The sequence below is a fragment of the Vibrio sp. PSi01 genome (genome assembly GCF_054960695.1).
The window spans coordinates 316,478-339,334 of sequence record NZ_JBHNYN010000004.1 but is presented as its reverse complement, the minus strand read 5'-3'; the positions used below and the strand labels follow the sequence as shown (position 1 = coordinate 339,334).

The 22,857-nt window shown below is 43.4% G+C and carries 19 protein-coding genes and 2 tRNA genes; 12 read left to right on the top strand and 9 right to left on the bottom strand.

The window, feature by feature from the left end; all coding sequences use genetic code 11:
* The first annotated feature begins 11 nt into the window (after positions 1-11).
* From ACFI6G_RS08745 to ACFI6G_RS08730, 4 genes are all read left to right on the top strand, one after another.
* Positions 12-1,751 (top strand): efflux RND transporter periplasmic adaptor subunit, encoded by a 1,740-nt coding sequence (locus ACFI6G_RS08745; protein ID WP_010430328.1) that lies wholly within the window; start codon positions 12-14, stop codon positions 1,749-1,751.
* A complete protein-coding gene (locus tag ACFI6G_RS08740; RefSeq protein WP_462710240.1) occupies positions 1,748-4,891 on the top strand; it encodes an efflux RND transporter permease subunit in 3,144 nt (1,047 codons plus the stop codon). The genes ACFI6G_RS08745 and ACFI6G_RS08740 overlap by 4 nt, the downstream gene beginning before the upstream one ends.
* Before the next feature lie 103 nt (positions 4,892-4,994).
* Entirely contained in the window at positions 4,995-5,600 is a 606-nt protein-coding gene (gene copI / locus ACFI6G_RS08735) for a copper-resistant cuproprotein CopI (protein WP_016793420.1), read from the top strand.
* A 112-nt stretch (positions 5,601-5,712) separates the two neighbouring features.
* Positions 5,713-6,198 carry a hypothetical protein gene (locus tag ACFI6G_RS08730; protein WP_016793419.1) on the top strand — a complete coding sequence of 162 codons (486 nt, stop codon included), beginning with the start codon at positions 5,713-5,715 and terminating at the stop codon, positions 6,196-6,198.
* A 161-nt stretch (positions 6,199-6,359) separates the two neighbouring features.
* Here ACFI6G_RS08730 and ACFI6G_RS08725 read toward each other — a convergent pair whose 3' ends face one another.
* Complete coding sequence (locus ACFI6G_RS08725; protein ID WP_016788617.1) at positions 6,360-6,617, bottom strand: hypothetical protein; 258 nt, start codon at positions 6,615-6,617, stop codon at positions 6,360-6,362.
* Positions 6,618-6,916: 299 nt separating this feature from the next.
* Between ACFI6G_RS08725 and ACFI6G_RS08720 the strand changes: the two genes are divergently transcribed.
* Positions 6,917-9,202: a glycoside hydrolase family 9 protein gene (locus ACFI6G_RS08720; protein ID WP_462710239.1), complete on the top strand. Its 2,286-nt coding sequence runs from the start codon at positions 6,917-6,919 to the stop codon at positions 9,200-9,202.
* A gap of 178 nt (positions 9,203-9,380) precedes the next feature.
* Here the strand turns inward: ACFI6G_RS08720 and ACFI6G_RS08715 are convergent.
* Both ACFI6G_RS08715 and ACFI6G_RS08710 read right to left on the bottom strand, forming a co-directional pair.
* Positions 9,381-9,455 (bottom strand) — tRNA-Gly (locus ACFI6G_RS08715).
* Between the two features lie 38 nt (positions 9,456-9,493).
* Positions 9,494-9,568, bottom strand: a tRNA-Gly gene (locus tag ACFI6G_RS08710).
* Positions 9,569-10,111: 543 nt separating this feature from the next.
* Between ACFI6G_RS08710 and ACFI6G_RS08705 the strand changes: the two genes are divergently transcribed.
* The 5 genes from ACFI6G_RS08705 (at position 10,112) to ACFI6G_RS08685 (ending at position 13,681) form a co-directional block, all read left to right on the top strand.
* Positions 10,112-11,275 carry a threonine/serine exporter family protein gene (locus ACFI6G_RS08705; protein WP_010430301.1) on the top strand — a complete coding sequence of 388 codons (1,164 nt, stop codon included), beginning with the start codon at positions 10,112-10,114 and terminating at the stop codon, positions 11,273-11,275.
* Between the two features lie 198 nt (positions 11,276-11,473).
* Positions 11,474-11,812, top strand: a complete 339-nt coding sequence (locus ACFI6G_RS08700; RefSeq protein ID WP_010430297.1) for a zinc ribbon domain-containing protein YjdM — start codon at positions 11,474-11,476, stop codon at positions 11,810-11,812.
* Between the two features lie 135 nt (positions 11,813-11,947).
* Positions 11,948-12,373 (top strand): N-acetyltransferase, encoded by a 426-nt coding sequence (locus ACFI6G_RS08695; RefSeq protein ID WP_010430294.1) that lies wholly within the window; start codon positions 11,948-11,950, stop codon positions 12,371-12,373.
* 43 nt (positions 12,374-12,416) lie between these two features.
* Positions 12,417-12,848: a GNAT family N-acetyltransferase gene (locus ACFI6G_RS08690; RefSeq protein ID WP_010430290.1), complete on the top strand. Its 432-nt coding sequence runs from the start codon at positions 12,417-12,419 to the stop codon at positions 12,846-12,848.
* Positions 12,849-13,129: 281 nt separating this feature from the next.
* Complete coding sequence (locus ACFI6G_RS08685) at positions 13,130-13,681, top strand: hypothetical protein (protein ID WP_010430287.1); 552 nt, start codon at positions 13,130-13,132, stop codon at positions 13,679-13,681.
* An 80-nt stretch (positions 13,682-13,761) separates the two neighbouring features.
* On the opposite strand, the gene ACFI6G_RS08680 is transcribed toward ACFI6G_RS08685, so the two are convergent.
* From ACFI6G_RS08680 to ACFI6G_RS08655, 6 genes are all read right to left on the bottom strand, one after another.
* Positions 13,762-14,706, bottom strand: coding sequence for an ADP-ribosylglycohydrolase family protein (locus tag ACFI6G_RS08680; protein WP_010430284.1), 945 nt, complete (start codon positions 14,704-14,706; stop codon positions 13,762-13,764).
* 219 nt (positions 14,707-14,925) lie between these two features.
* Positions 14,926-15,849 carry an amino acid ABC transporter permease gene (locus ACFI6G_RS08675; protein ID WP_010430282.1) on the bottom strand — a complete coding sequence of 308 codons (924 nt, stop codon included), beginning with the start codon at positions 15,847-15,849 and terminating at the stop codon, positions 14,926-14,928.
* Between the two features lie 177 nt (positions 15,850-16,026).
* Positions 16,027-16,836 (bottom strand): transporter substrate-binding domain-containing protein, encoded by an 810-nt coding sequence (locus tag ACFI6G_RS08670; protein WP_010430279.1) that lies wholly within the window; start codon positions 16,834-16,836, stop codon positions 16,027-16,029.
* 12 nt (positions 16,837-16,848) lie between these two features.
* On the bottom strand, positions 16,849-17,646 hold the full coding sequence (locus ACFI6G_RS08665) for an amino acid ABC transporter permease (RefSeq protein ID WP_016785331.1): 798 nt from the start codon (positions 17,644-17,646) through the stop codon (positions 16,849-16,851).
* Positions 17,646-18,392: an amino acid ABC transporter ATP-binding protein gene (locus ACFI6G_RS08660; protein WP_016768142.1), complete on the bottom strand. Its 747-nt coding sequence runs from the start codon at positions 18,390-18,392 to the stop codon at positions 17,646-17,648. The genes ACFI6G_RS08665 and ACFI6G_RS08660 overlap by 1 nt, the downstream gene beginning before the upstream one ends.
* Positions 18,393-18,650: 258 nt before the next feature.
* The gene (locus ACFI6G_RS08655; RefSeq protein WP_010430270.1) at positions 18,651-19,799 is read right to left on the bottom strand and encodes an iron-containing alcohol dehydrogenase; all 1,149 of its coding nucleotides are present in this window, start codon (positions 19,797-19,799) and stop codon (positions 18,651-18,653) included.
* A gap of 192 nt (positions 19,800-19,991) precedes the next feature.
* On the opposite strand from ACFI6G_RS08655, the gene ACFI6G_RS08650 reads away from it, so the two are divergent.
* Both ACFI6G_RS08650 and ACFI6G_RS08645 read left to right on the top strand, forming a co-directional pair.
* Complete coding sequence (locus ACFI6G_RS08650; RefSeq protein ID WP_010430267.1) at positions 19,992-20,876, top strand: AraC family transcriptional regulator; 885 nt, start codon at positions 19,992-19,994, stop codon at positions 20,874-20,876.
* Between the two features lie 581 nt (positions 20,877-21,457).
* Positions 21,458-22,705 carry a RidA family protein gene (locus ACFI6G_RS08645; RefSeq protein WP_016785330.1) on the top strand — a complete coding sequence of 416 codons (1,248 nt, stop codon included), beginning with the start codon at positions 21,458-21,460 and terminating at the stop codon, positions 22,703-22,705.
* Positions 22,706-22,857 lie beyond the last annotated feature (152 nt).

Sequence of the window (22,857 nt, the reverse complement as noted above, 5' to 3'; positions counted from 1 at the left end):
GGGAATAGACAATGAATACAGTAAAAGTAGCAACAATCGCTTTATTGGTCGGTGGTGCATTGGGGTTTGGTGTGAATCACTTTGTCGTTGGGTCAGCACATAACATGTCAGCAATGGCAACGAGTACAGACGCCGAAGTAAGTAAACAAACCAAGGATGAGCCTCTGTACTGGGTGGCTCCGATGGACCCAAATTATCAGCGAGACAAACCGGGGCAGTCACCAATGGGGATGGATTTAATTCCTGTTTATGCGGATGACTCAAGTGCGGGACCAGACAAGGCGGGAACTGTGTTTATCGACCCGTCGGTAGAAAATAATCTTGGTGTCAAAACAGCAACAGTTAACTTTGAAGCGTTGTCTCCTCGGATTGAAACCGTGGGTTATGTGGCGTTTGATGAAAGTACATTGTGGCAAACCAACGTAAGAGCAGCTGGCTGGGTTGAGAAGCTCTATATCAACGCAGTGGGTGAGAAGGTAAACAAAGGTGATGTGCTTTTCACACTCTATTCTCCAGAGCTTGTTAAAGCACAAGAAGAGTTGATCAGTGCTTATAAAACGGGTCGTAAAGGTTTGATCAAGGGCTCGACTGAACGCTTGATTACCTTGGGTGTTGATAAGACGCAAATCCGCGCTATTACGCGACAAGGCAAAGCTTCGCAAACCATTAAAATTAAAGCGCCAGCCGATGGTGTCATTGCAAGTCTGAATATTCGAGAAGGTGGTTACCTTTCACCAGAACAAGCGGTGATCAGTGCAGGCCCACTAGGGGAAGTATGGGTTGATGCCGAAGTGTTTGAGCGCCAAGCGCACTGGATCTCATCAGGCAGCAATGCGGTGATGACTCTAGATGCGATTCCCGGCAAAGAGTGGTTAGGTAATGTCGATTACGTTTACCCAATCCTTGACCCAAAAACTCGAACTTTGCGCGTTCGTTTGAAGTTCTCCAATCCCCACGGCGAGCTAAAGCCAAATATGTTTGCCAATATTGCGCTGAAACCCATTAGTGATGAAGCCGTTCTTACTATCCCAAGATCTTCGGTGATTCACTCCGGTGGTATGACTCGAGTGGTAATGTCAGAAGGTTCTGGAAAGTATCGTTCTGCTCGTATTGAGGTTGGTCGTGAAGCTGGCGAAAAAATAGAGGTGCTTCAAGGGCTGGAGCAAGGCAAAAACATTGTCACTTCTGCGCACTTCATGTTGGATTCTGAATCTAGCCAATCAGCTGATCTGTCGCGCATCAATGGTGTTGAGGAAGATGCTGAAACTGTATGGGCAAACGGTGAAATTTCCGATGTTATGCAAGGCAGTCGCATGGTGACGATTAACCATCAGCCTGTTCCAGAATGGGATTGGCCGGGCATGGTGATGAACTTCACCTTTGCGGAAGGCTTGGACATGAGTGACGTGCAGCGTGGTAAGGCAATTGATTTTGAGATGAGAAAGACAGAGTCAGGGCAGTACGAGGTTGTTGATTACAAGGTCAACAAACACAAGATCGCTGGCGAAGTTTGGGTAACAGGTGACATCACTATGTTGATGGCAGATTTTGGCATGATCACCGTAAATCACAAGCCAGTGCCTGACTGGAATTGGAAGGCGGGTGAAATGAACTTCCAAGTAAGTGATGACCTTGATTTATCCGAGTTTACCGAGGGTCAAAGCATTCGGTTTCTAGTGGCGAAGCAAGGTTCTGATTATGTGCTCAAATCTCTTGAACCGACGAATAGCACGGGTGAGGGCGAACTATGATCAATGCAATCATTCGTTGGTCCATCAGTAACCGATTCTTGGTTCTGGTTGCCACGGTCGCCATCGTATTTGGTGGCTTATACAGCGTTAAAAATACGCCCGTCGATGCTATCCCAGATCTTTCTGATGTCCAGGTGATCATCAAAACCAGCTATCCGGGGCAAGCGCCTCAAGTAGTCGAAGATCAGGTGACTTATCCGCTCACAACGGCGATGTTAGCCGTTCCGGGTGCAGAAACGGTTCGTGGCTACTCGTTCTTTGGTGATTCCTATGTCTATATCATCTTCAATGACGATACCGATATGTACTGGGCGCGTTCACGAGTGTTGGAGTACTTAAGCCAAGTTGCACCTAACTTGCCATCGAGTGCGAAGCCAACACTAGGACCAGATGCAACTGGTGTAGGCTGGGTTTACAGCTATGTACTGCAAGACAAAACCGGTAAGCACGACTTAGCAGAACTTCGCAGTTTGCAAGATTGGTTCTTGAAGTATGAGTTGCAAACCGTAGAAGGTGTGTCTGAAGTTGCGACCGTTGGCGGCATGGTGAAGCAGTACCAAGTACAGATTGATCCTGCCAAGTTACGTGCATATGACCTGACGCTTCAGCAAGTCAACAAGGCAATCCAAGATGGTAATCAAGAAACAGGAGCGTCTGTTGTCGAGATTGCGGAAGCCGAGCACATGGTTCGTACAACCGGCTACCTCACAAGTATCGAAGACATTCAATCTTTGCCGTTAAAAGTGACCGACAAAGGTACTCCGCTGCTATTAGGTGACATTGCTGACATTAACCTTGGCCCGCAAATGCGTCGTGGTATCTCTGAACTCAATGGTGAGGGCGAAGCGGTTGGCGGCGTTATCGTGATGCGCTTTGGTGAAAATGCCAGTGAAGTGATCGCCTCGGTTAAATCCAAACTCGCTGAACTGCAAGCGGGCTTACCTGATGGTGTCGAGATTGTCGCGACTTATGACCGTTCAACTTTGATTGATTCAGCCGTTGAAAACCTATGGAAGAAGCTGGCTGAAGAGTTCATCGTGGTTGCGATCGTGTGTGCGCTGTTTCTGTTCCATATCCGTTCGTCGTTGGTTATCGCTCTAAGTCTGCCTGTCGGTATATTGGGTGCATTCATTGTGATGCATTGGCAGGGTATTAACGCCAATATCATGTCTCTTGGAGGGATTGCGATTGCGATTGGCGCCATGGTAGATGGTGCCATAGTAATGATCGAGAACGTTCATAAACACATTGAACGGACTCCGCTCACTGACAAAAACCGTTGGCAGGTAATTGGCAAAGCGGCAGAAGAAGTTGGTGCGCCACTGTTCTTCTCGCTCATCATCATTACCTTGAGTTTTGTGCCTGTGTTCGCGTTAGAAGGCCAAGAGGGCAAGATGTTCTCACCACTTGCATTTACCAAGACGTATGCGATGGCCGCCGCAGCCGGTTTGGCTATCACGCTTGTGCCTGTGTTAATGGGCTACTTTATTCGTGGCAACGTGTTACCTGAAAACAAGAATCCAGTTAACCGCAGTTTAGTGGCGATGTACAAGCCGCTTCTAAACCTCAGCCTAAAATATCCAAAGGTGATGATTGTTATCGCACTTGGCTTAATGGCGTCTGCCTATTACCCAACCAGCAAGCTTGGTAGTGAGTTCATTCCTCCTTTGGACGAAGGGGATTTGATGTACATGCCAACCACGTATCCGGGTATCTCAATAGGTAAGGCTCGTGAGTTGTTGCAACAAACCAACAAGCTCATCAAAACCATTCCAGAAGTCGAAACCACATGGGGCAAAATCGGACGCGCAGAAACGGCAACCGATCCTGCGCCACTGACCATGATTGAAACGGTTATTCAGCTTAAACCACGAGATGAGTGGCGTGACGGCGTCACTACAGAGTCGCTGCATAAAGAGTTTGATGATCTGATTCAGTTCCCCGGTTTAACCAACGCTTGGGTGATGCCAATCAAAACCCGTATCGACATGTTAGCGACCGGCATTAAAACCCCAATCGGTATCAAAATCGCAGGCCCGGATCTGAGTGTAATTGAAGATATTGGTTCTCAGCTGGAACCTATCTTAAATGGTGTTAGCGGTACGGCTTCTGTGTATGCCGAACGTGTTGCTGGTGGGCGTTATGTGACGATAGACATTAAACGCCGCTCTGCTGCGCGATATGGCTTGAGCATTAAAGAAGTGCAACAGGTTATCTCGACTGCGGTTGGTGGCATGAACGTGGGTGAAACCGTTGAAGGGCTAGAACGTTACCCAATCAATGTCCGCTATCCACAAAGCTATCGTGACTCTGTCGTTAAGTTGCAGAACCTACCGTTAGTGACACCAAACGGTGCGCGAATTTCTCTCTCTGATGTTGCTGATATTCGTTATGAAGATGGCCCACCGATGATCAAAACGGAGAACGCACGCCCTAACGGTTGGGTGTTCGTGGACATTGATGGTCGTGATTTAGGTTCTTACGTGGCTGAAGCGCAAAAAGTCGTTGCCGAACAAGTTGTATTACCGGCGGGTTACTCGCTCGCTTGGTCTGGTCAATACGAATACATGGAGCGTGCGAAGGAGCGTTTGAGTGTCGTTGTGCCGATCACCATCGCCATCATCATGTTGTTGCTCTACCTCAGTTTCCGCCGTGTCGGTGAGGTGATGATGATCATGCTGACATTGCCACTCGCGATGGTTGGCGGCCTATGGCTAATGCATGTTCTCAATTACAACTTCTCCATTGCGGTGGGTGTGGGCTTCATCGCGCTTGCCGGGGTTGCTGTTGAGATAGGTGTGATCATGTTGGTCTACCTAAACCAAGCATGGCACTACAAAAAATTGGATGCGGAGCAGAACCATCAAGCACTTCAGAGTGAAGACTTAACGGATGCGATCCGTGAAGGGGCAGGACTGCGTGTGCGCCCTGTGATGATGACGGTACTTACGGTGATTATCGGCCTAATTCCAATCATGTATGGCGAGGGTACGGGCTCTGAAGTGATGCAACGAATTGCCGCACCAATGATAGGAGGTATGGCTTCTGCGCTGTTGCTCACCCTACTGGTGTTGCCTGCAATCTTTAAGCTCTGGAAACAGCGAGAGATTACTCAGAGCCAAAACGAGACAAGCAAATAACGCACTGACTATGAAGCCCTTACTTGCGATATAGGGGTAGGTAAGGGCGCACCACATGAATATGTGAAACTAACATAAAACAGAATTAATCTAAGGAACGACCATGAAAAAGACACTAATTGCTATCGCTCTAACACTGACCACTGCAACGGCTTTTGCTGAAATGGATCACTCTGCTCTTGACCATTCAAGTAAAGATCATTCAGGCATGGATCACTCGATGATGAAAGATGGAGGAATGGATCATTCAAAAATGGATCACAGTATGATGACGAGTGGAAAGATGGACCATTCCAAGATGATGAATATGGATGGAATGATGGACATGGAAGGTATGTCAGAAGTTGGGATGCCAGCTCAAGGCGCGAAGCCCGATCAAGTGGTTCATGTGCTGCTAAGTGATGATATGAAAATCACATTTAAAAACAAGGTCGATATAGAGCCAAATGACGTAGTGCAGTTTGTTGTGATGAATACAGGCAAGATTGATCACGAATTCTCGATTGGTTCTGCCTCAGAGCAGCTAGAACATCGTGAAATGATGAAAAACATGGGTAATCACGCTCATGACTCGGGTAGCACAGTCACGGTTAAGCCGGGTAAAGCGAAGCAGATGCTTTGGCATTTTCATGGTGATAATAACGTAGAGTTCGCGTGCAATATTCCTGGTCATGCTGAAGCGGGCATGGTCAAGGCAGTAACGCTATAAGGTGATACACAAGCCATATCTACTTCAAAGGGATGAGCGCTAGGTATGGCTACCTTGTTTTAGTGTTATTTAGGTATTAGCTTTAAAAGACTATAGGAATAGGAGTTTAAGGATGAATAAGACAGTTCTAGTACTTGCAGTAACGGGTGCTTTGATAACGTGGTCGACCCACAGCATTGCTGCTAAACCTGAGTGGGCTGGTAAAGGTAAACCCGATTTAGAAGAAGTAAAAACATTCGCTGAGGCAAAAAAAGTTGAAGGCGAAATGGATGATCGTGAGAAGCAGCTTGATTCGATGATCGAAGAGAGAAAGAAAAAAGCGAAAAAAAGTAAGAACAAAAAAGATAAGCAGAAGTTAGATAAAGAGCTTGATGATTTAGAAGACGAGAAAGAAGCCCTCGAAGAGAGTAAAGAGAAGCTCAAAGATAAGAAAGAGAAGCTTAAAGATGATATGGATAAGGACGAAGAAAAGTCGGGATTAGAAAAGCAGAAAGACAAAAAAGCGGAACAAGAGCGTAAAGAAGAGGGGAAAGGTTCAGAAAAAGGCCAACAGCAGCGTGAGGAAAACAGCAAAAAATGGTGGAACTTTTGGGAGTAATGCGAGGCTCTTACATCACCTATTCATTTCAACCTACCAGTACAGCTTTGTGTGGCCGCTAAGTCATTGGTTAAATAGAGTGTTCAGTTAAAGATAAGTCTCAACCTGTCTAGGAATACATGAACTAATTTGTATTGGCTGAGGCTTATCTGTAGCTAGAATCACTGTAGCAAGATAGAAGTTTCCAGCAGATGGTGAGCTTCGCCGCTCAGATGCGGTAACTCGGACATGATCTTCTTAAGTTTGTCGTCGATCGATTCCACTTCATTCAAAGAACGAAACGCAAGCACGGCCTGTTCTGGTTCGCTGCTCACATAACCTTTCAACGTATTAAGCTGAATTTTGTTCGCATTTTCGACTTTTGACAGTGCGACATTGATTGCTTCGATGTTTATTGTTAACTCATTGCTTTTAAACATTTTTAATTATTTTTGGTTGTTGCTAATGCGCGCACATTAACACAACTGTTTTTTTGGATATTGACCAAGATTATTAAACCCGCACTTTTATGAAATCTGAGTTTAATTGAGAAGCACTAGCACAATATCGTTTTGTCTATCCATGCAATTGATTCATGAGCTTGTTCCTTAGTGTTAAACATCACAAGAAATCATAATATTTATTTTTACGAGTCCATTTTTTGCGAATGTTAACGCTCTATTATTGAATCTATTTCGCTAGTTTCTTTGGATATATGAAACATCTCTAAGGAATAATGATGCAAAAAGGAACGTTATCTCTCGCGATTATCATGATTTTATCTTCTGGAGCTATTCACGCAGAAGAGCAGATTAGAAATAGTCACTTTAAAGGCAATATGGATGGTTGGTGGAATGCTGGCGCCAACATAGCTACAGAAAGTAATGAAGCGTGTATTGATATTAAAAACCCAGGAAAAAATTCTTGGGATATCATTTTAGGCCATAGCGGTATTGGCTTAGAGCAAGGTCAGAAATATCAGGTATCGTTCGATGCATATGCGAATATTGATACTGAGATGAAAGCCTTGATTCAACATGAAGGGCCTCCCTATACGCACTATTTTCTAACCGAAGTAGGTGTATCCGAAGATAAGCAAAACTATACGTTTGATTTTTTACAAGAGCTTGATAGTGATGCCGATACAGAGTTCCAGTTTCAGCTGGGCGCTCAGAAGGAAGGTATCATCTGTGTAGACAATGTTTCTGTCGTAGGCAAACCATTTGTAAAAGTGGCGACTAAGATGCCTATTCGAGCCAATCAAGTTGGCTTCTTACCGAAATCCGATAAATATATTTTTGTTGAAAACATTTCGACAACACCTTTGAAATGGGCATTAGTCTCTAAATCAGGGAGCAGCCTTGATCTCGGTAAAACAGAAGTATTCGGTTTGAATAAAGCGTCGGGTGAGCATATTCACCGAGTAAACCTATCAAAGTATACAGACACGATGAAAGGTTTAACGGTCAAGGTCGACGACGATGTCAGCTATCCATTCGATATTCGAAACGATGTTTACAGTAAGTTGAAGCTCGATGCGTTGTCTTACTTCTATCAAAATCGTAGCGGCATTGAAATAAAGCCAGAGTTCGTTCAACGTGAAGATCTTGCGAGACCCGGGGGTCACATGTCCGATACTGCAACATGTTTTGATAAAGTCGATAGTTGGGGAAATAGATGGCCTGGCTGTGATCTGACTATTGATGCAACCGGTGGTTGGTACGATGCGGGCGACCATGGTAAGTACACAGTAAATAGTGGTATTTCAACTTGGACACTCCTGAATTTATATGAGCGAGGGAAGTTCTTAGAGAACAAATCACTTCCTTTTTCAGAGAGCAAAGTAAAAATCCCTGAAGCAACCAATGGCGTTAACCCGTTGTTGTCTGAAGCTCGCTGGAACATAGAGTTCATGTTAGCGATGCAAGTTGACTCTGACACGCCTATCGCTGTTCCTGTTGGTAATCAGTCTGCCAGTAAACAGTTAAAACTTACCGAGATTAACGCGAGAGGGCTGGCATTCCACAAGATCGCGGATGAGTCTTGGACTGGTATGCCATTACCGCCACACAAAGATACTCAGAAACGCTATGTTGGTTATCCGACGACAGCGGCCTCATTGAATTTGGCCGCCATTGGTGCTCAGTGTGCACGTATTTGGAAAGATATCGACAGTGATTTCTCGCAGTTATGTTTGGATTCAGCGACCAAAGCGTGGAACGCCGCAAATCAACATCAAGATATCTATGCTTACGACAACTTCACGGGGTCAGGGCCGTATGATGATATCGAATTGAGTGATGAGCGATACTGGGCTGCGGCCGAGCTCTTTATCACAACCAATGATGAGGCTTATAAAGAGGTATTGGTTGATTCGCGACACTATCTTGAAGTGCCTAAAGGTAATATCAATGCCGATGGTGACATGTATTGGCAGTATATAGCGCCTGCGGGCACCGTGAGTTTAGCCGTGGTACCTAACTCATTGGACAACCAAGTTATTGAACAAGCACGTAAGAACATCATTAAAACGGCAGAATCTTATACTAAGCAAGTTGCCAATGAAGGCTACAACATCCCTTATACAGTCGAAGAGTATTCCTGGGGCTCAAACTCCAACCTTGTAAACCGAAGTATTTTTTTGATTTACGCTCACGATTTTTCTAATGATGTTCGATACATCAAAGCGGCGGCTAGTGCGATGGATTATATCCTCGGAGGTAACCCGATGAATATCTCTTATGTTACTGGTTATGGAACGAAACCTGCTGAGAATCCTCATCATCGATTCTGGGCTTACGCTGCTGATGAAAGTTCACCAAAACCAGCGCCGGGTGCGTTAATTGGAGGCCCAAATTCGGTAAGTTTTAGTGATCCTATTGCCGCTGTGATGAAAGGTAAGTGTGTTGGACAAACGTGTTACAGCGATAATATTGGAGCTTGGACGTTGAACGAGATAACCATCAACTGGAATGCGCCGCTAGTATGGGTTACTTCTGCTTTAGATGAAGGGCAGCTTGATTGAGGTAATCAATTAAATTAAGAATATTCAAAGAGTAATACCATTTGGTATTGCTCTTTTTCAATACAAAGAATCACACAATGAAGTGCGCAGTTTTAATTGTTTTAGGTTTTGAAGCTAAGAGGAGATGCTGAATCTAAAGGGATAGTGTAACTAAAGAGATTTGTAACTAAACAGAAGTTGGAGCGTGCAGCGGGAATCGAACCCGCATCATCAGCTTGGAAGGCTGAGGTAATAGCCATTATACGATGCACGCACACTGTCTTAAGAGTAAGACTTAGGCATCAAGAAGACTGGAGCGTACAGCGGGAATCGAACCCGCATCATCAGCTTGGAAGGCTGAGGTAATAGCCATTATACGATGTACGCACATCGTCTTAACGAGTTTGATAATGCCACATCTAACTGAAAACGAAACCTTTTTCTTTCATTTTTATTCTAAGTGCTCGCATAACCACCACTCCGCTAGTTTTTCAATCATATCTGGCGTCCTGAGAGTGAATAAAATGTGACTAAAATCTCGTTAAGCAGGAGGCTCTCAAATAACCGTTATCTAGATAACCATTATTTGTAATAGGGAAGCGTTTCATTCGATTCGATAAAGTTACATTGGTGGCCATTTATATCCCAAATAGGTCCAAAGTAAGAGCAAAGTTCGAGGTTACGTGTGTTAACACAAATTGATTCTAAACCGAATTTTCGAGTATTTTAATAACAGTGTGGATGCATAGTTTTAACTTTCGAACGATGCGTTATATTCATTAAACTAATTGCAAATAAGTAGAGTTATCGATGCTTCTAAGTCTTTGACGAAAAAAGTAACGAATTTAGTTGATAATTCACGCAAAAGTCTCGTCATTCCGTCTATCGTTTGGTACATTTGCCGCACATTTTGTCTCGCCTCAAATACCCATGCCTTCTCAGTACCGAATTAACAAAATTGTTGAAATTGGTGATACTCTTCACCGCAGTGGTTGTGCTCCGTATAAGCTTGAAAAATATACACAATTCTATGCAAAAAAGCACGGCGTTGATGTAATGATTCAAGCGACGCCAACCGCGATCAATTATCAATTCCCAGACGATAACAACGCCGTAATTCTTAAGCGTCTAAAGCCAGCTTCAATTAATCTGAGTTTGTTGGCCAATACCATCATTCGTATTAATCAGCCTAGTAGCGAACCAGTCCCAGAGCCTGTCGGTTACTCTAAATTTGTGACTGCACTTGCCAATATGGGGATTCCACCTGCGTATTTAATGCTAGTTGGCAGTACGCTGGAAGCGGTCGGTTTCTCTGCGTTGTTGGGTTTAATGGTTTGGGTCTGTCAGCAAGTTCTTCATTCACGTCGTGCTATCGCGGTTGAGTTCATCTCAGCTTTGTTAACGGGTATCTTCGTGGCTTTTTTAGCGAGTACAGGGCTACCAATACCTGTTTGGGCGTTGTGTATTGCCTCTATCGTCTTGTTTGTCCCCGGTTTATCTATAGCCAACGCTTTAGAGTGTTTGGCCTTTAATGATTTAGTTTCAGGTACTAGTTTGCTCGGCCAGAGTGCCTTAACCCTAATCAAATTGTTTGTTGGGATTATCATGGGTCTCAATATTGGTGAAGCGATATGGGGACAAGCGGTCTCTATTGACTATATCAATGCAGTGCCCACGTGGATGCATATATCGGGTTTAGTGCTGATCTCTGTGTCTATCGGGGTAATGTTCAATGCGCGCCCTAAAGACATTTTGCTTGGCTTGCCAGTTGCGGTTCTTGGCATGTGGGGGCCGTTCTACCTTGGTTTTGATAGTGGTTGGGTTGTGGGTACTTGGGTAACCACGGTTCTTATTACTTTGTACGGAACTTGGATTGCTAAAAAGATGGAGCTCACCGGCTCTATTTACATCGTGCAGGGTATCATCATCTTGGTTCCGGGTAGCCGAGTATTGGTGAGTGCGAGTCAATCTGTGTTTGAGCAATCAATCTTGCCGATCCCGAGTATCGGTTTATCGGCGCTGTTTATGTTCTCCGCGATTGTGGCAGGACAAATCACGGCGTATTCGATCTACTCACCAAAAGTAGAGCGTTAATCTGACTAGCTTACAACTGTCGCTCAGGCACACTCGATTCATAAACAAACACAGCTTAGCGGCTGTGTTTGTCCGTTTCAGAGCCGCTCTTTTCCGACGTTAGGTTTATCTTGAGATAATTTGTTAGGTTTGTGCTCGCTAAGCCTAGCAAGAGTCATTAAAATGGACGTAAATTCTATTTAAATTAAGTATTAACGTATGTCTTTACCTCCTTGTCCGCAATGCCAATCTGAATATGTCTATCCAGACCAAAACAACCTAATCTGCCCTGAGTGTGCCTATGAATGGAACCCAGAAGAGGAGCGTTTAGAAAGAGAAGCCGCGCGTGTAAAGGACGTGAATGGTGTTGTATTAGACACTGGCGATAAAGTTACCTTCATTAAAGATCTAAAAATTAAAGGCAGTTCTTCTGTACTGAAAATAGGCACTAAAGCGGTAATCAGACGAATTAGTGAAGGCAAAGATCATCAGTTAGATTGCAAGCTGGATGGTGGCGGTGAAATGCTCGTTACGGCGAAATACGTTAAGAAACAATAGCGGCCAATGGTATTGGTCTATCATTACCGTTCAATAATTCTGACTGGGACATTGTCGTAAATCTTCAATGAATTTACGTCGCTTCTTGGCATATTGGTTCGCAGTTTAAACAATATTAATTGCCTGAGAATTAAGATGATTAGAGAGTACAACCCAGCCGATATTGAAGCCGTTTTAAATCTTTGGTTAACCGCCTCGATAAAAGCCCATGACTTTGTGACTCCTGAGTTTTGGGAGTCGCAAGTGGCTAATATGCGCGACCTATATATTCCTGCATCACAGAGCTATGTGTATCAAGTCAATGGTCAGGTTCGCGGCTTCTATTCACTTTACGAAGGGATACTAGCGGCGATCTTTGTCCGCCCTGAGCATCAAGGGAGTGGCATCGGGAAACAGCTCATGCAACATGCCAAGCTTGAATGTCCGAACTTGTTATTGAATGTGTACAAAGAGAATCAAGCGACCATTGAGTTCTACCTTTCTCAAGGTTTTAAGATCGTAAGTGAACAAGCCGATGAGCACACAGGGCATCAAGAGTACACCATGTATTGTAGGGCTTAGTCAGACGATTAGTTGGCGGGAATAGGATTTATATGGAGATATTTTGAAGTATTCGATAAGACCCGCTCAGTCATCAGATTATGAATTTCTGTTCGATCTAAAAAAAGCCGCGGAGTTTGAGCCAATCAAGGCTGTATTTGGTTGGGATGAGCAAGTTCAACGAGATATACACGCCGAAGAGTGGGCTGAAGAACGGCCCGAGATCATTGAACATCAAGGCAAAGCGATTGGCAGTGTGTTACTTCAAGACAAAGACGATCACTTCTATTTTTGCCGATTCTTTTTGTTACCTGAGTATCATGGAAAGGGCATTGGTAGCCAAGTTTTAACGGATTGCTTAGCTCAAGCAGCCAAACTCAATAAGCCTGTGGCGTTGTGTTATTTACAAGGTAATCGAGTTGGGGAGTTGTACTTGAGGTTTGGCTTTGAAATCACCTCGCAAAACGACCAGTTTGTCTATATGTGGCGTAAATAGATATTCTTTAAACGGATAACATTTAAACGACTGGCATAAAAATGCATTCATAGACATGGGAGGTGTATCAACAAACGCCTCTTAGTTAACAATGAACAACTTGAAGAGATCTTCCTTGAAAGTGACTCTATTGGGTAAATCAAAGTGGAGAGTTTTTATGTTAGTTATTGATAAATAAAACAATGTTAACAATATCACTCTTTTATAAATTTGTGGTTGGAGTCTTTGTTTTTAATGATAGTGTCTGCGCATGATTTCATTGATAATAATAAAGGCTTTATATGAAACGTTTTTTAATTGCTGCATTGGCTATCGGGATTACTGGTTGTAAAACACTTCCAAATACAGCTACAGATACATTGTCAGAACCACAGGGAAATGGTGCACTCGCTATTGCAACGATTATCTCTAAGCACGACTCGACATACCCATGTGAAACCTTCGTATTTGATTTAAAAGAAAAAATTGATGGGAACTTGGTTGGTTCTGAACCACAAACCCTACGTATGTTTGTATATGAAGACGCTAAATACGCACTGTTTGATGGTATCAAACCGGGAAATTACATCTTAACGCAGTTCCGATGCAATATGCGTCGTGGCCTTGCTGTCAATGGTGGTAAATCATTTCTTAGCGTTGACTTAGGTATTGAGCATACCATTAAGGAGAACGCTGTAACGGTCTCTCCACTGTTTGTTTATGCGACTCAACAGAAAGACCGTTTTTTCAATGTGCAAGTTGACTTGTGGGAACAGAAAGATGTTGAACCTTTTCAGGAATTGTTGACGAACGAAGTGAGCAATAAATGGGAAGTCAGTGATTTTGAAGGCTAGCTGACTGGATGATTCGTTGATTAGATGACTATGGCACCTTTACGTTATTGCCATAGTCATTGATTCTTGAACGAAAAATGTTATTCAATAGGCAGAGACAATACACCGCCATTAAGGTTTACCTTACTAAGCCACTCAGTTGGAATCGCGCCATCTTCTTCGTAGAAACACGCCGCTAATACCGCGCCAATCACAATTGCACGCCCGCAACTGTCACCGCCACATAAGATGTTGTCGCGAATGCCTTGTTTATAATTCTGAGCACCCGCAATGATGCGAATCAGCAGTGGGAACGCGGCACTCAGTTCACAATGCAGTCCAAACTTCTTCGCGGCATCTGTTATTGAAAGCTCAGGTTCAGCCAGTGCTTCATCGATTTGATCGTGTATAAACTTGCTGCAGGTTTGTCTTACCATTTCTACCGATTGTAGTGGTGAATTACCTTGTATCGCAGCTTGAATCAGTAGGGTGATGGCTTGTGCCCACTCTACCGCTTTATCGTTATTGTTGGTGACTCGCACTGCGCTATCGACCATCGCTGGTAAAGTGTGAGAAGTGTAAGTACACGCCACCAAAGGAATTAGCTTTGAAACAGCAGGTAGCTGGGTGTCATCTGCGCCACAAGCAGTGATTGGGGCATCAGCTAGCTCTAATTGATGTATGTTCAGCAAGCTCATACGAGTGGCTTTATCAATGTAGCCTTGCCAGCTGCCACCAAAATCAAACCAGAAGCGGAAGTGTTTAATGTAACTCGCTTCATTGTACTGTTGATTGTCGACTAGGCTGTCGACCATCGCCAATAACTGAGCACCGTATTGCGATTGATCGCCTGCGGTTTTTCCTTGGTGCGCGAAATATCCTTTGTCTTGATAATCGAACTGGTTTGGCGAACGAAATTCTGGCTCAAAGCCAGCTACCTGTAAGATCCTCTCTTGGTCATACAGCCAATGCAGCCCCATTGAAGCAGCGTCTCCAACCAATGCGCCCACAACGGCGCAAAAAGCTCTTTGTTTATGATTGTCCATGCTGAGTGAAGTCCTTGAGAAGAATCAATGAAATTGGGTACTGAAAGTATAGTGTTTAAATGAGGGGTTTGCTGTGTTTCGATAGATAGTTTTTAGCGAATTAATCCTGATTGGTCAATGAGTTAAACCAATCAGGTTAAGTTGATGAATATTATCAATTAGGTGTTGATGTTGGCCATCGATCTGACGCTCGAATTCACGCGAAAATAAACATTAATTTTAACGGTTAAGGTAAACACTCGAACGTTGTTCGATGACTTTGAAAATACGTGAAAGGGTGAAACATAGTGCGAAGTAAACCGCGCCTACAATCAGCCAGATCTCGAAGATCAAACCGGAAGAGTTCGCCATTTCGGTGCCAACAAACGTCATCTCTTGAATAGAAATCAGTGACACAATTGAGGTGTCTTTTACTAGCGAAATTGCCTGACCTGCCAAAGGTGGCGTAATCGCCGTTAATACCTGAGGGCCAACTACAAATCGATATTTAGAGAATGCCGACAACCCGAGTGAATCAGCCGCTTCCCATTGCCCTTTAGGAATGCTTTCTAAACCAGCTCGAATCACTTCAGCGATATAAGCTGAAGAGAGCAGGCCAATACAGATAACACCAGAGGCTAAGTTTTCCCAAAGGTTTGCGGGCCCAAATAGGAAATCTTGAACAGCGTTAATTTCTCCATTGTGTTCACGTAAAATGCTTTCTAAACCAAGTAGAGGGATCAGCTGGTTAGAGACAAAGAAGTAAAAGATAAACACAAATACCAATGGCGGAATATTTCGAACCAATTGAATGAAAATCAACGCAGGTGTTTTGAAGAAAGCGATCTTAGAGTGTCTTGCTACCCCTAACAGGGTACCGAAAGAGAGCGCTAACACCATGCTCCACAAGCTCAAACGCAATGTTGCGACCAAGCCTTGGAAGAAGTAAGGAATACTGCCTTGAGAAGGTGGAATAAAAATTAATGTGAACGCGTCTTCCCATCGCCACTGATAGTTGATACCGACAGAAGAACGATAATAAAGCCAACCTGCGAACGCACAAATGATGGCAAACAACACTCCATCTAATAGATTGAGGCGTTGATACCAAGGCTTCGTGTGAAGGTTGGGCTTGGGCGTTGATAATGCGCTAGTACTACTCACGTCATTCCTGTTTAAACATTAATTATTATTGGGTTGTTGCTTGGATCTAAAACGAATCAAATAAAGCTACTTAAAAAGGCTACTTAAGTTTTCGATGAGAAGGCAGTGCAAACAGCGCACTGCCTTTATTTAGATTCGACAGATTAGATCATATTAAAAACTGAGCTCAGTTTCAGATTACTGACCTTGAGCAATCTGATCTTGCCAATCTAGAGTAGAGAACCAGTACTCGTAACGGTCTTTCAACCAACCGTCTTCAGTACGTGCTTTGATCCACGCGTTGAAGAACTCAGTTTTGTCTGTTTCACCTAGGCGCACAGCAAATGCTTCATTACCTTTTGATAGGCGTTCTTCAAATGGGATGAATAGAGTGTCTGCGTTTTTGATTGTTTCGTGCTCAGGTTTCGGGCTAGATGCGATAACCGCGTGTGCATTGCCGTTTAGCACTTCTTGGAACGCTTGAGCATCGTCATCGAACTGAAGTACTTTCGCTTTCGGGAAAGTTTCACGAGCCACTTGAACCGTGAATGCGCCGCGACGTGCTGCAATTTTCACACGACGAGAATCGAAATCAGAGATCTGTGTAAAGCCTTCAGCTAGTTCCTTGTTTGCTGCTAATTGAACACCTGAATGAGAGTAAGGTTCAGTAAACAGCACACTCTTAGAGCGTGCTTCAGTGATCGATAAACCACCGATGATCACGTCAAACTTGTTCGACAGTAGAGAAGGAATAATCCCATCCCACGCCGTCGGTACGAACTCAACTTTCCAGCCTGAATCTTCAGCGAGGCGTTTTGCCACATCGATTTCAAAGCCAACAAGGTCGCCCTGTTTGTTACGCATTGCCCAAGGTACAAAAGTCGACATACCAACACGTAGAGAGCCACGTTCGTTGATTTTATCTAGGTTTGGCGTTTCAGAAGCAAGTGCAGGCAAACTTACGGCAAGCGCAAGTAGAGCTGTAATTGCGGTTTTAAATAGCTTCATGCTGATAAATCCTTATTGTGTTCGCCAGTTAGCTCCGAGCTTATGCTCAAGCCAAGCTGCAACGGCAGAAAGTGAAAGTGTAAGAGCAAGATAGATGATCGCCACAGAGAACCAAATCTCAAATGGCATCGCGGTTTCAGAAACGATGTTTCTGGCTTCGGTTGTTAGGTCGAAAATTGCCATGACACTCACAATCGAAGAATTTTTAATAAGAGATATGACTTCATTTGTCAAAGGTGGCAAGGTGCGTTGAATTACCTGAGGAAGAATCACATCCCAATAAGTATAGGTCTTTGATAAGCCCAAAGATTGAGCGGCTTCAAATTGTCCTTTTGCAATACCGTTCAGACCAGCCCTAAATATCTCAGCGGTATATGCACCTTGGAAAAGTGCTAAGGCTAAAACGGCTGTGCTAAAACGATCCAGCCCTAATACGGGGCCAAACACAAAATAGAGCAAATAAATTTGTACCAATAGTGGGGTATTGCGAATCAACTCGACATAACTGGTGGCTAAAGTGCGTCCAACTGCGGAATTTGAATTTCGTAGCAAAGCTGTAGTTAAACCAATAACTAGCGTAGCGACCAAAGAAATCAAAGAGATATTGATGGTAACGAGTAGCCCTTCCATCAATTCTGCAGGCCACCATTCGCCGTCTTCATAAAAGGCAATGTAGTCGGGCACGCGTTCCCACTGCCAGCTGTATCCCATGGCTTGTGCGCCAGAATCGAGGATCCAGATAACAGCTGCCGCGAGTACAACAATTTGTACTAACGCAGATAGGGCAGGCTTCACTATTTTAAGCAGCATCAGTAAGTCAGAATCTGATTTAGGAACGCTTGAGTACGCTCGTGTTGAGGATTCTCGAACAGGCATTGTGGTGTATTGGATTCCACGATTTGTCCTTCATCCATAAATATGACACGGTCGGCAACACGCTTTGCAAAGCCCATTTCATGTGTCACACACACCATGGTAATCCCTTCACTGGCAAGCTCAACCATCACATCAAGCACTTCATTGATCATTTCCGGATCAAGCGCAGATGTTGGTTCATCAAACAATAGAAGTTCAGGCTTCATACAAAGAGAGCGAGCAATCGCAACACGTTGTTGTTGGCCACCAGAAAGCTGAGCTGGGTACTTATTCGCTTGCTCTGCAATGTGTACACATTCGAGATAATGCATCGCCGTTTTCTCTGCTGCTTCTTTGCTTTTCTTGAGCGTACGAATCGGAGACAGAGTCAGGTTTTCAAGCACAGTAAGATGGGGGAATAAATGGAAGTGCTGAAACACCATTCCAACCTGGCCAGGAGTGTTGAACTTACACGGGAGCGCTTGTTCTAGCACGGAAAGCTCGCCACTCTCGAAGGGTTCTAGCTGATTGATACAGCGGATCAAGGTTGATTTACCCGAACCAGACGGTCCGCAAATCACCACTATTTCTCCCTGTTCAATCTTTAAATCGATATCCTTTAGGGCATGAAAACCACCATACCACTTGTTAAGTGACTTAAACTTAACCATTTCCTTGAGATTGTTCAAATCGTTGTTCATACCTAGTAAAGAGACAGGTTTACCTTAACAATATAGAAATGTGATTGCACATAAAATTAAGAGCTTATGAGAATTTAATAACATCATGTAGGGCAAACAAAAAAACAGCGCCCAAATTGAGCACTGTTTTTTGATGTACGAGATAATAAAGAAATTAGTTCAGTGTGACGGCACAAATCATGTTTTGTGATTTATCACACTGACCGCATCAGCTTTGATTTATCGTTTACCCTATCTTTCTTATAGTTTTAGCAATTCTTATTGAATTGCAGACTCTAAGATTTCACGTGTTTTTGCTGGCGTGATCGCTTTGTTCTCGCCCAGCTCTAGGTAACCGTGAGATTCAAGTTGAGCGACAACTTTATCGACTGCTGCTGTTTTATTTGTTTCATAGCCATCGAACTGAGTTGGTACATCTAGGCTGTGGTAGAACGCTTCGATTGCATCGATAGTGCGTTCTGCTAGATCAGCTCCTGCTTCTAGGCCAAATACGTTACGACCCATTTGCTCTAGCTTGCCGCGCTTCGCTTCGATTTGGTTGCGAAGTAATGAAGGTTGAACGATCGCAAGAGAGCGAGCGTGGTCGACGTGCCATAGTGCTGTGAACTCATGACCAATCATGTGCGTTGCCCAATCTTGAGGAACACCTGTACCAATTAAGCCATTGAGCGCTTGGTTTGCTGTCCACATTAGGTTTGCACGCCATGCGTCGTTGTCACGCTCGTCATATTGCTTGCCAAGCACAAGTAGGTTTTTCAGCAGTGTTTCTGCGTAACCATCTTGAACCATCGCGTTTGTTGGCATTGTGATGTACTGCTCACATACGTGTACCCAAGCATCAACCAAACCGTTAATCAGTTGGCGTTCTGGAAGAGACTTCATTACATCTGGGTCCATAACCGCAAACTTAGGTTGAACAGCAGGGTTCATGAAGGCCAGTTTTTCTTGTGTCTCTTTACGAGTGATTACCGCACCCATGTTAGATTCAGAACCTGTCGCAGGAAGCGTAAGTACTGCGCCAATTGGTGTCGCTTCTGTTACCTGGTGTTTACCCGCTAAGATGTCCCAACCGTCGCCGTCGTATTTAGCCGCTGCAGCAACGTATTTAGAACCGTCGATTACTGAACCACCACCAACAGCGATAATGAACTCTACGTTTTCTTCTTTAGCAAGATTGACTGCTTTGTCTAATGTTTCTTTTGTTGGGTTCGCTTCAACGCCAGAGAACTCAATCCAAGCGTGATCTTTAAGTGAAGCGACTACTTGATCGTAAACGCCGTTGCTTTTGATTGAACCGCCACCGTAGATGACAAGTACTTTCTTTGAAGTATCAACCGCTTGGCTGATAGCGTTGATTTGGCCTTGACCGAAGTGGATAACAGTAGGATTAACATAAGTGAATTGCATTCTAAGTTCCTTGTGTAAAGCTGAATTTATTATTTTGGTTCATTGCTCAATTTCTATATTTGCATATTAGTACAGTAAATCAGGGTAATGAAGAGCTGATTCTCCAAATAAATTGCCTATTTCTACAAAATTGATATTCTAATCTACTCTAGTTTACATATTCTTAGCACTTGGAATGGAAAGTCGCCACTTATGAAAACACTCGCGCATTTATTACAGTCTTATGTAGAACACAAAGGTTGGGATGATCTTGAAGGAATCAGAGAAACTGAAATTGGCGGTGTATGGCTGTACAGGAGCAGTGTCGGGAATCTGCGTCAACCCTTCACTTACCAATCTGGTATTATCATGCTCGGACAAGGTAAAAAGAACATCTATATTGGTGACAGGCCTGTCACATATGCTGCGGGCGACTATCTAGTTGTCGGTGTGCCAATGCCATTGGAGTGCGAAGCCTTGCCTGTTAATGGTGAGCCATTGCTTGGTTTGTCGATCAGTATCGACTCTCAGCGCTTGCATAGCTTAGTCAAAAAGCTCGAAGACCAAGGCTTCCTAGAGAGCTACTGCAACAAGCACAAACAGAATTCGAGTGGCTTAGAATCGACGCCAATGGAAGAGCAGATGCTAGAGAGCTTTACTCGGTTGGTCAAAATGCTGCATTGCGACATCGAAGCCAACATATTGGGTGATGCCATGGTGACGGAAATTGTCTACCGCGCATTAACCGGTACAGAAGGGCGTGTGCTGTTTGACTTAGCTCATCATGACGGCCATTACGCACGTGTCGCTAAAGCGCTGTCTAAAGTGCATGAAGAGTATGACCAAACCATCACTGTTCAATCGCTTGCCGACGAAGCCAACATGAGTGTGTCTGCCTTCCATAATGCTTTTCGTAATGTCACCTTTGAGTCACCACTTCAATATTTGAAAAAGGTAAGACTCAACAAAGCCAAAGAACTGATTCAGCTAGAAGGCCTTCGTATCAGCGATGCTGCACGTCGAGTCGGTTATTCGAGCCCATCCCAATTCAGCCGTGAATTTAAGCGTCACTTCAATACCACGCCAAGAGCGGTGTAGTTTTTCTTTCTAGAAAGCGTTACTACTTGGTTCACAACCATTTTTCTCATGTATTTCCCCTGAGTCTCACATTTGTTTAATTATATGAGTAAATGTATCTAATTATGGATATTGTCATCTTGTTGGTATTGGATTATCGAATATATTATTAATGTATTTACATAACAGTAGCCCTGTAAATAATTAGTTAACTAGCCTAAGAGTTTATGCACGTATATAAGATAGTTAGCGCGATAATTAATCTGGTAAGAGCATTTTAGGACTATTAGTGTGAACAACTTATCAAATATAATCTAAATTGCGAAAAATATCCCTCGTTCTTTCTGAGATTATATTCATGATTATTGAATGATTAGAAAATAAAGATAATCTAGCACTCGATAAAGCCCCTTATCATGGATAATTAGTCGTTTGATGACTAATTATTCTGTAACTTGCTGATTTATAGTCAACTGAGAGTCTGATGGATATCACGTTTACCCTCTAATAATTCACTTAACATGGCGCTACTTTAATCATTCTTTCTAATACGATTGTTCACTATAAATACGTATTCCTATATTATTTAAAGGATAATTCCTATGAGTAGCGATATCATTAAAATTTCAAGAAATACTGAAAACGCACCAACAAATTCTGTATCTACACAAACGGTCGCTTTTTCTCATTATAATAACTTTTCAGCTCAATTACCTGTTGACCCTAAAACAGGTGAAGTTGTGATTGGTGATATTAAAGACCAAGCAGCACAATGCTTAAATAATATTAAAGCCATTGTTGAAAGCATCGACCATGTTATGGATGATGTAGTGAAGGTTAATGTTTTCGTTAAGAATATTTCTGATATCGATGCTATCGATGAAGTTTACAAAAGCTTCTTTAACAACAGCATGCCTACACGTACCGTTGTCGGTGTAACTGCACTGCAAAACAGCGATGCACTAGTTCAAATGGATGCTTTGATTTCAAACGGTGAAGGCACTAAACCACAAGCACCTTGCGCACTAGTTAAGGTATCAAGAAATACAGATAATGCACCTCAGAGTGCTGTATCGACGCAGACAGCGGCTTTTTCTCACTACAACAACCTTTCTGCTCAATTGCCTATCGATGTAAATACAGGTGAGTTGGTTGATGGTGGTATCGAAGCGCAAACGTCACAATGTCTATCAAACATTAAAGCGATTCTAGAAAGCATCGGTCATGTCATGAGTGATGTGGTTAAAACGACTATATACGTAAAAAATATCGCAGATACGGAAGTGGTAAATGAAGTTTGTGCTAAATTCTTCCCAAGCTATGTTCCTGCTCGTACCGTTGTTAATGCAGCAGAATTACCAATGGGCGCTTTAATTCAAATTGATACATCCGTTTCACATGGCGATGGCACACCGCCACAACTGCCAGAAGACACTTGCTTACTGGTTATTGAAGCTAATAATACAGTTGATGCGCCATTCATGCCTTATTCTCACACCGTTGCTTTCTCTCACTACAATCATATTTCTGGTCAACTACCACTAGATCCGAAAACCAATGAAATAGTTTCAGGTGGCATAAAAGAGCAAGTTGAACAATGCCTTAAGAATATTAAGGCGATCATTGAAAGTGTTGACCATAGGATGGACGATACGGTGAAAATTAATATTCAGCTTAAAGATGTTTCAGATATTGATGTGGTAGACGAGATCTACACTACGTTCTTTAATGCTGACTTACCGGCAAGAACAGTGGTAGGGGTTTCAAAGATTCCTATGAATGCTTTAGTGCAAATAGATGCAGTCGTTTCTAACTGTGAAGGTACACCTCCACAAGACGTCCTCGCTTAGATCCATTGAACCCCTTCGATAAAAGCATTTAAATTCAGGCTCTAGTTCCTAACAAGGAACCAGAGCCGATTCTCTGATTAGTGGCCCCATTCCAAGAAATATCCCCTTCATTAAGCCTCTTAACACAAGTTACTCGAAGTAATACAACTAAG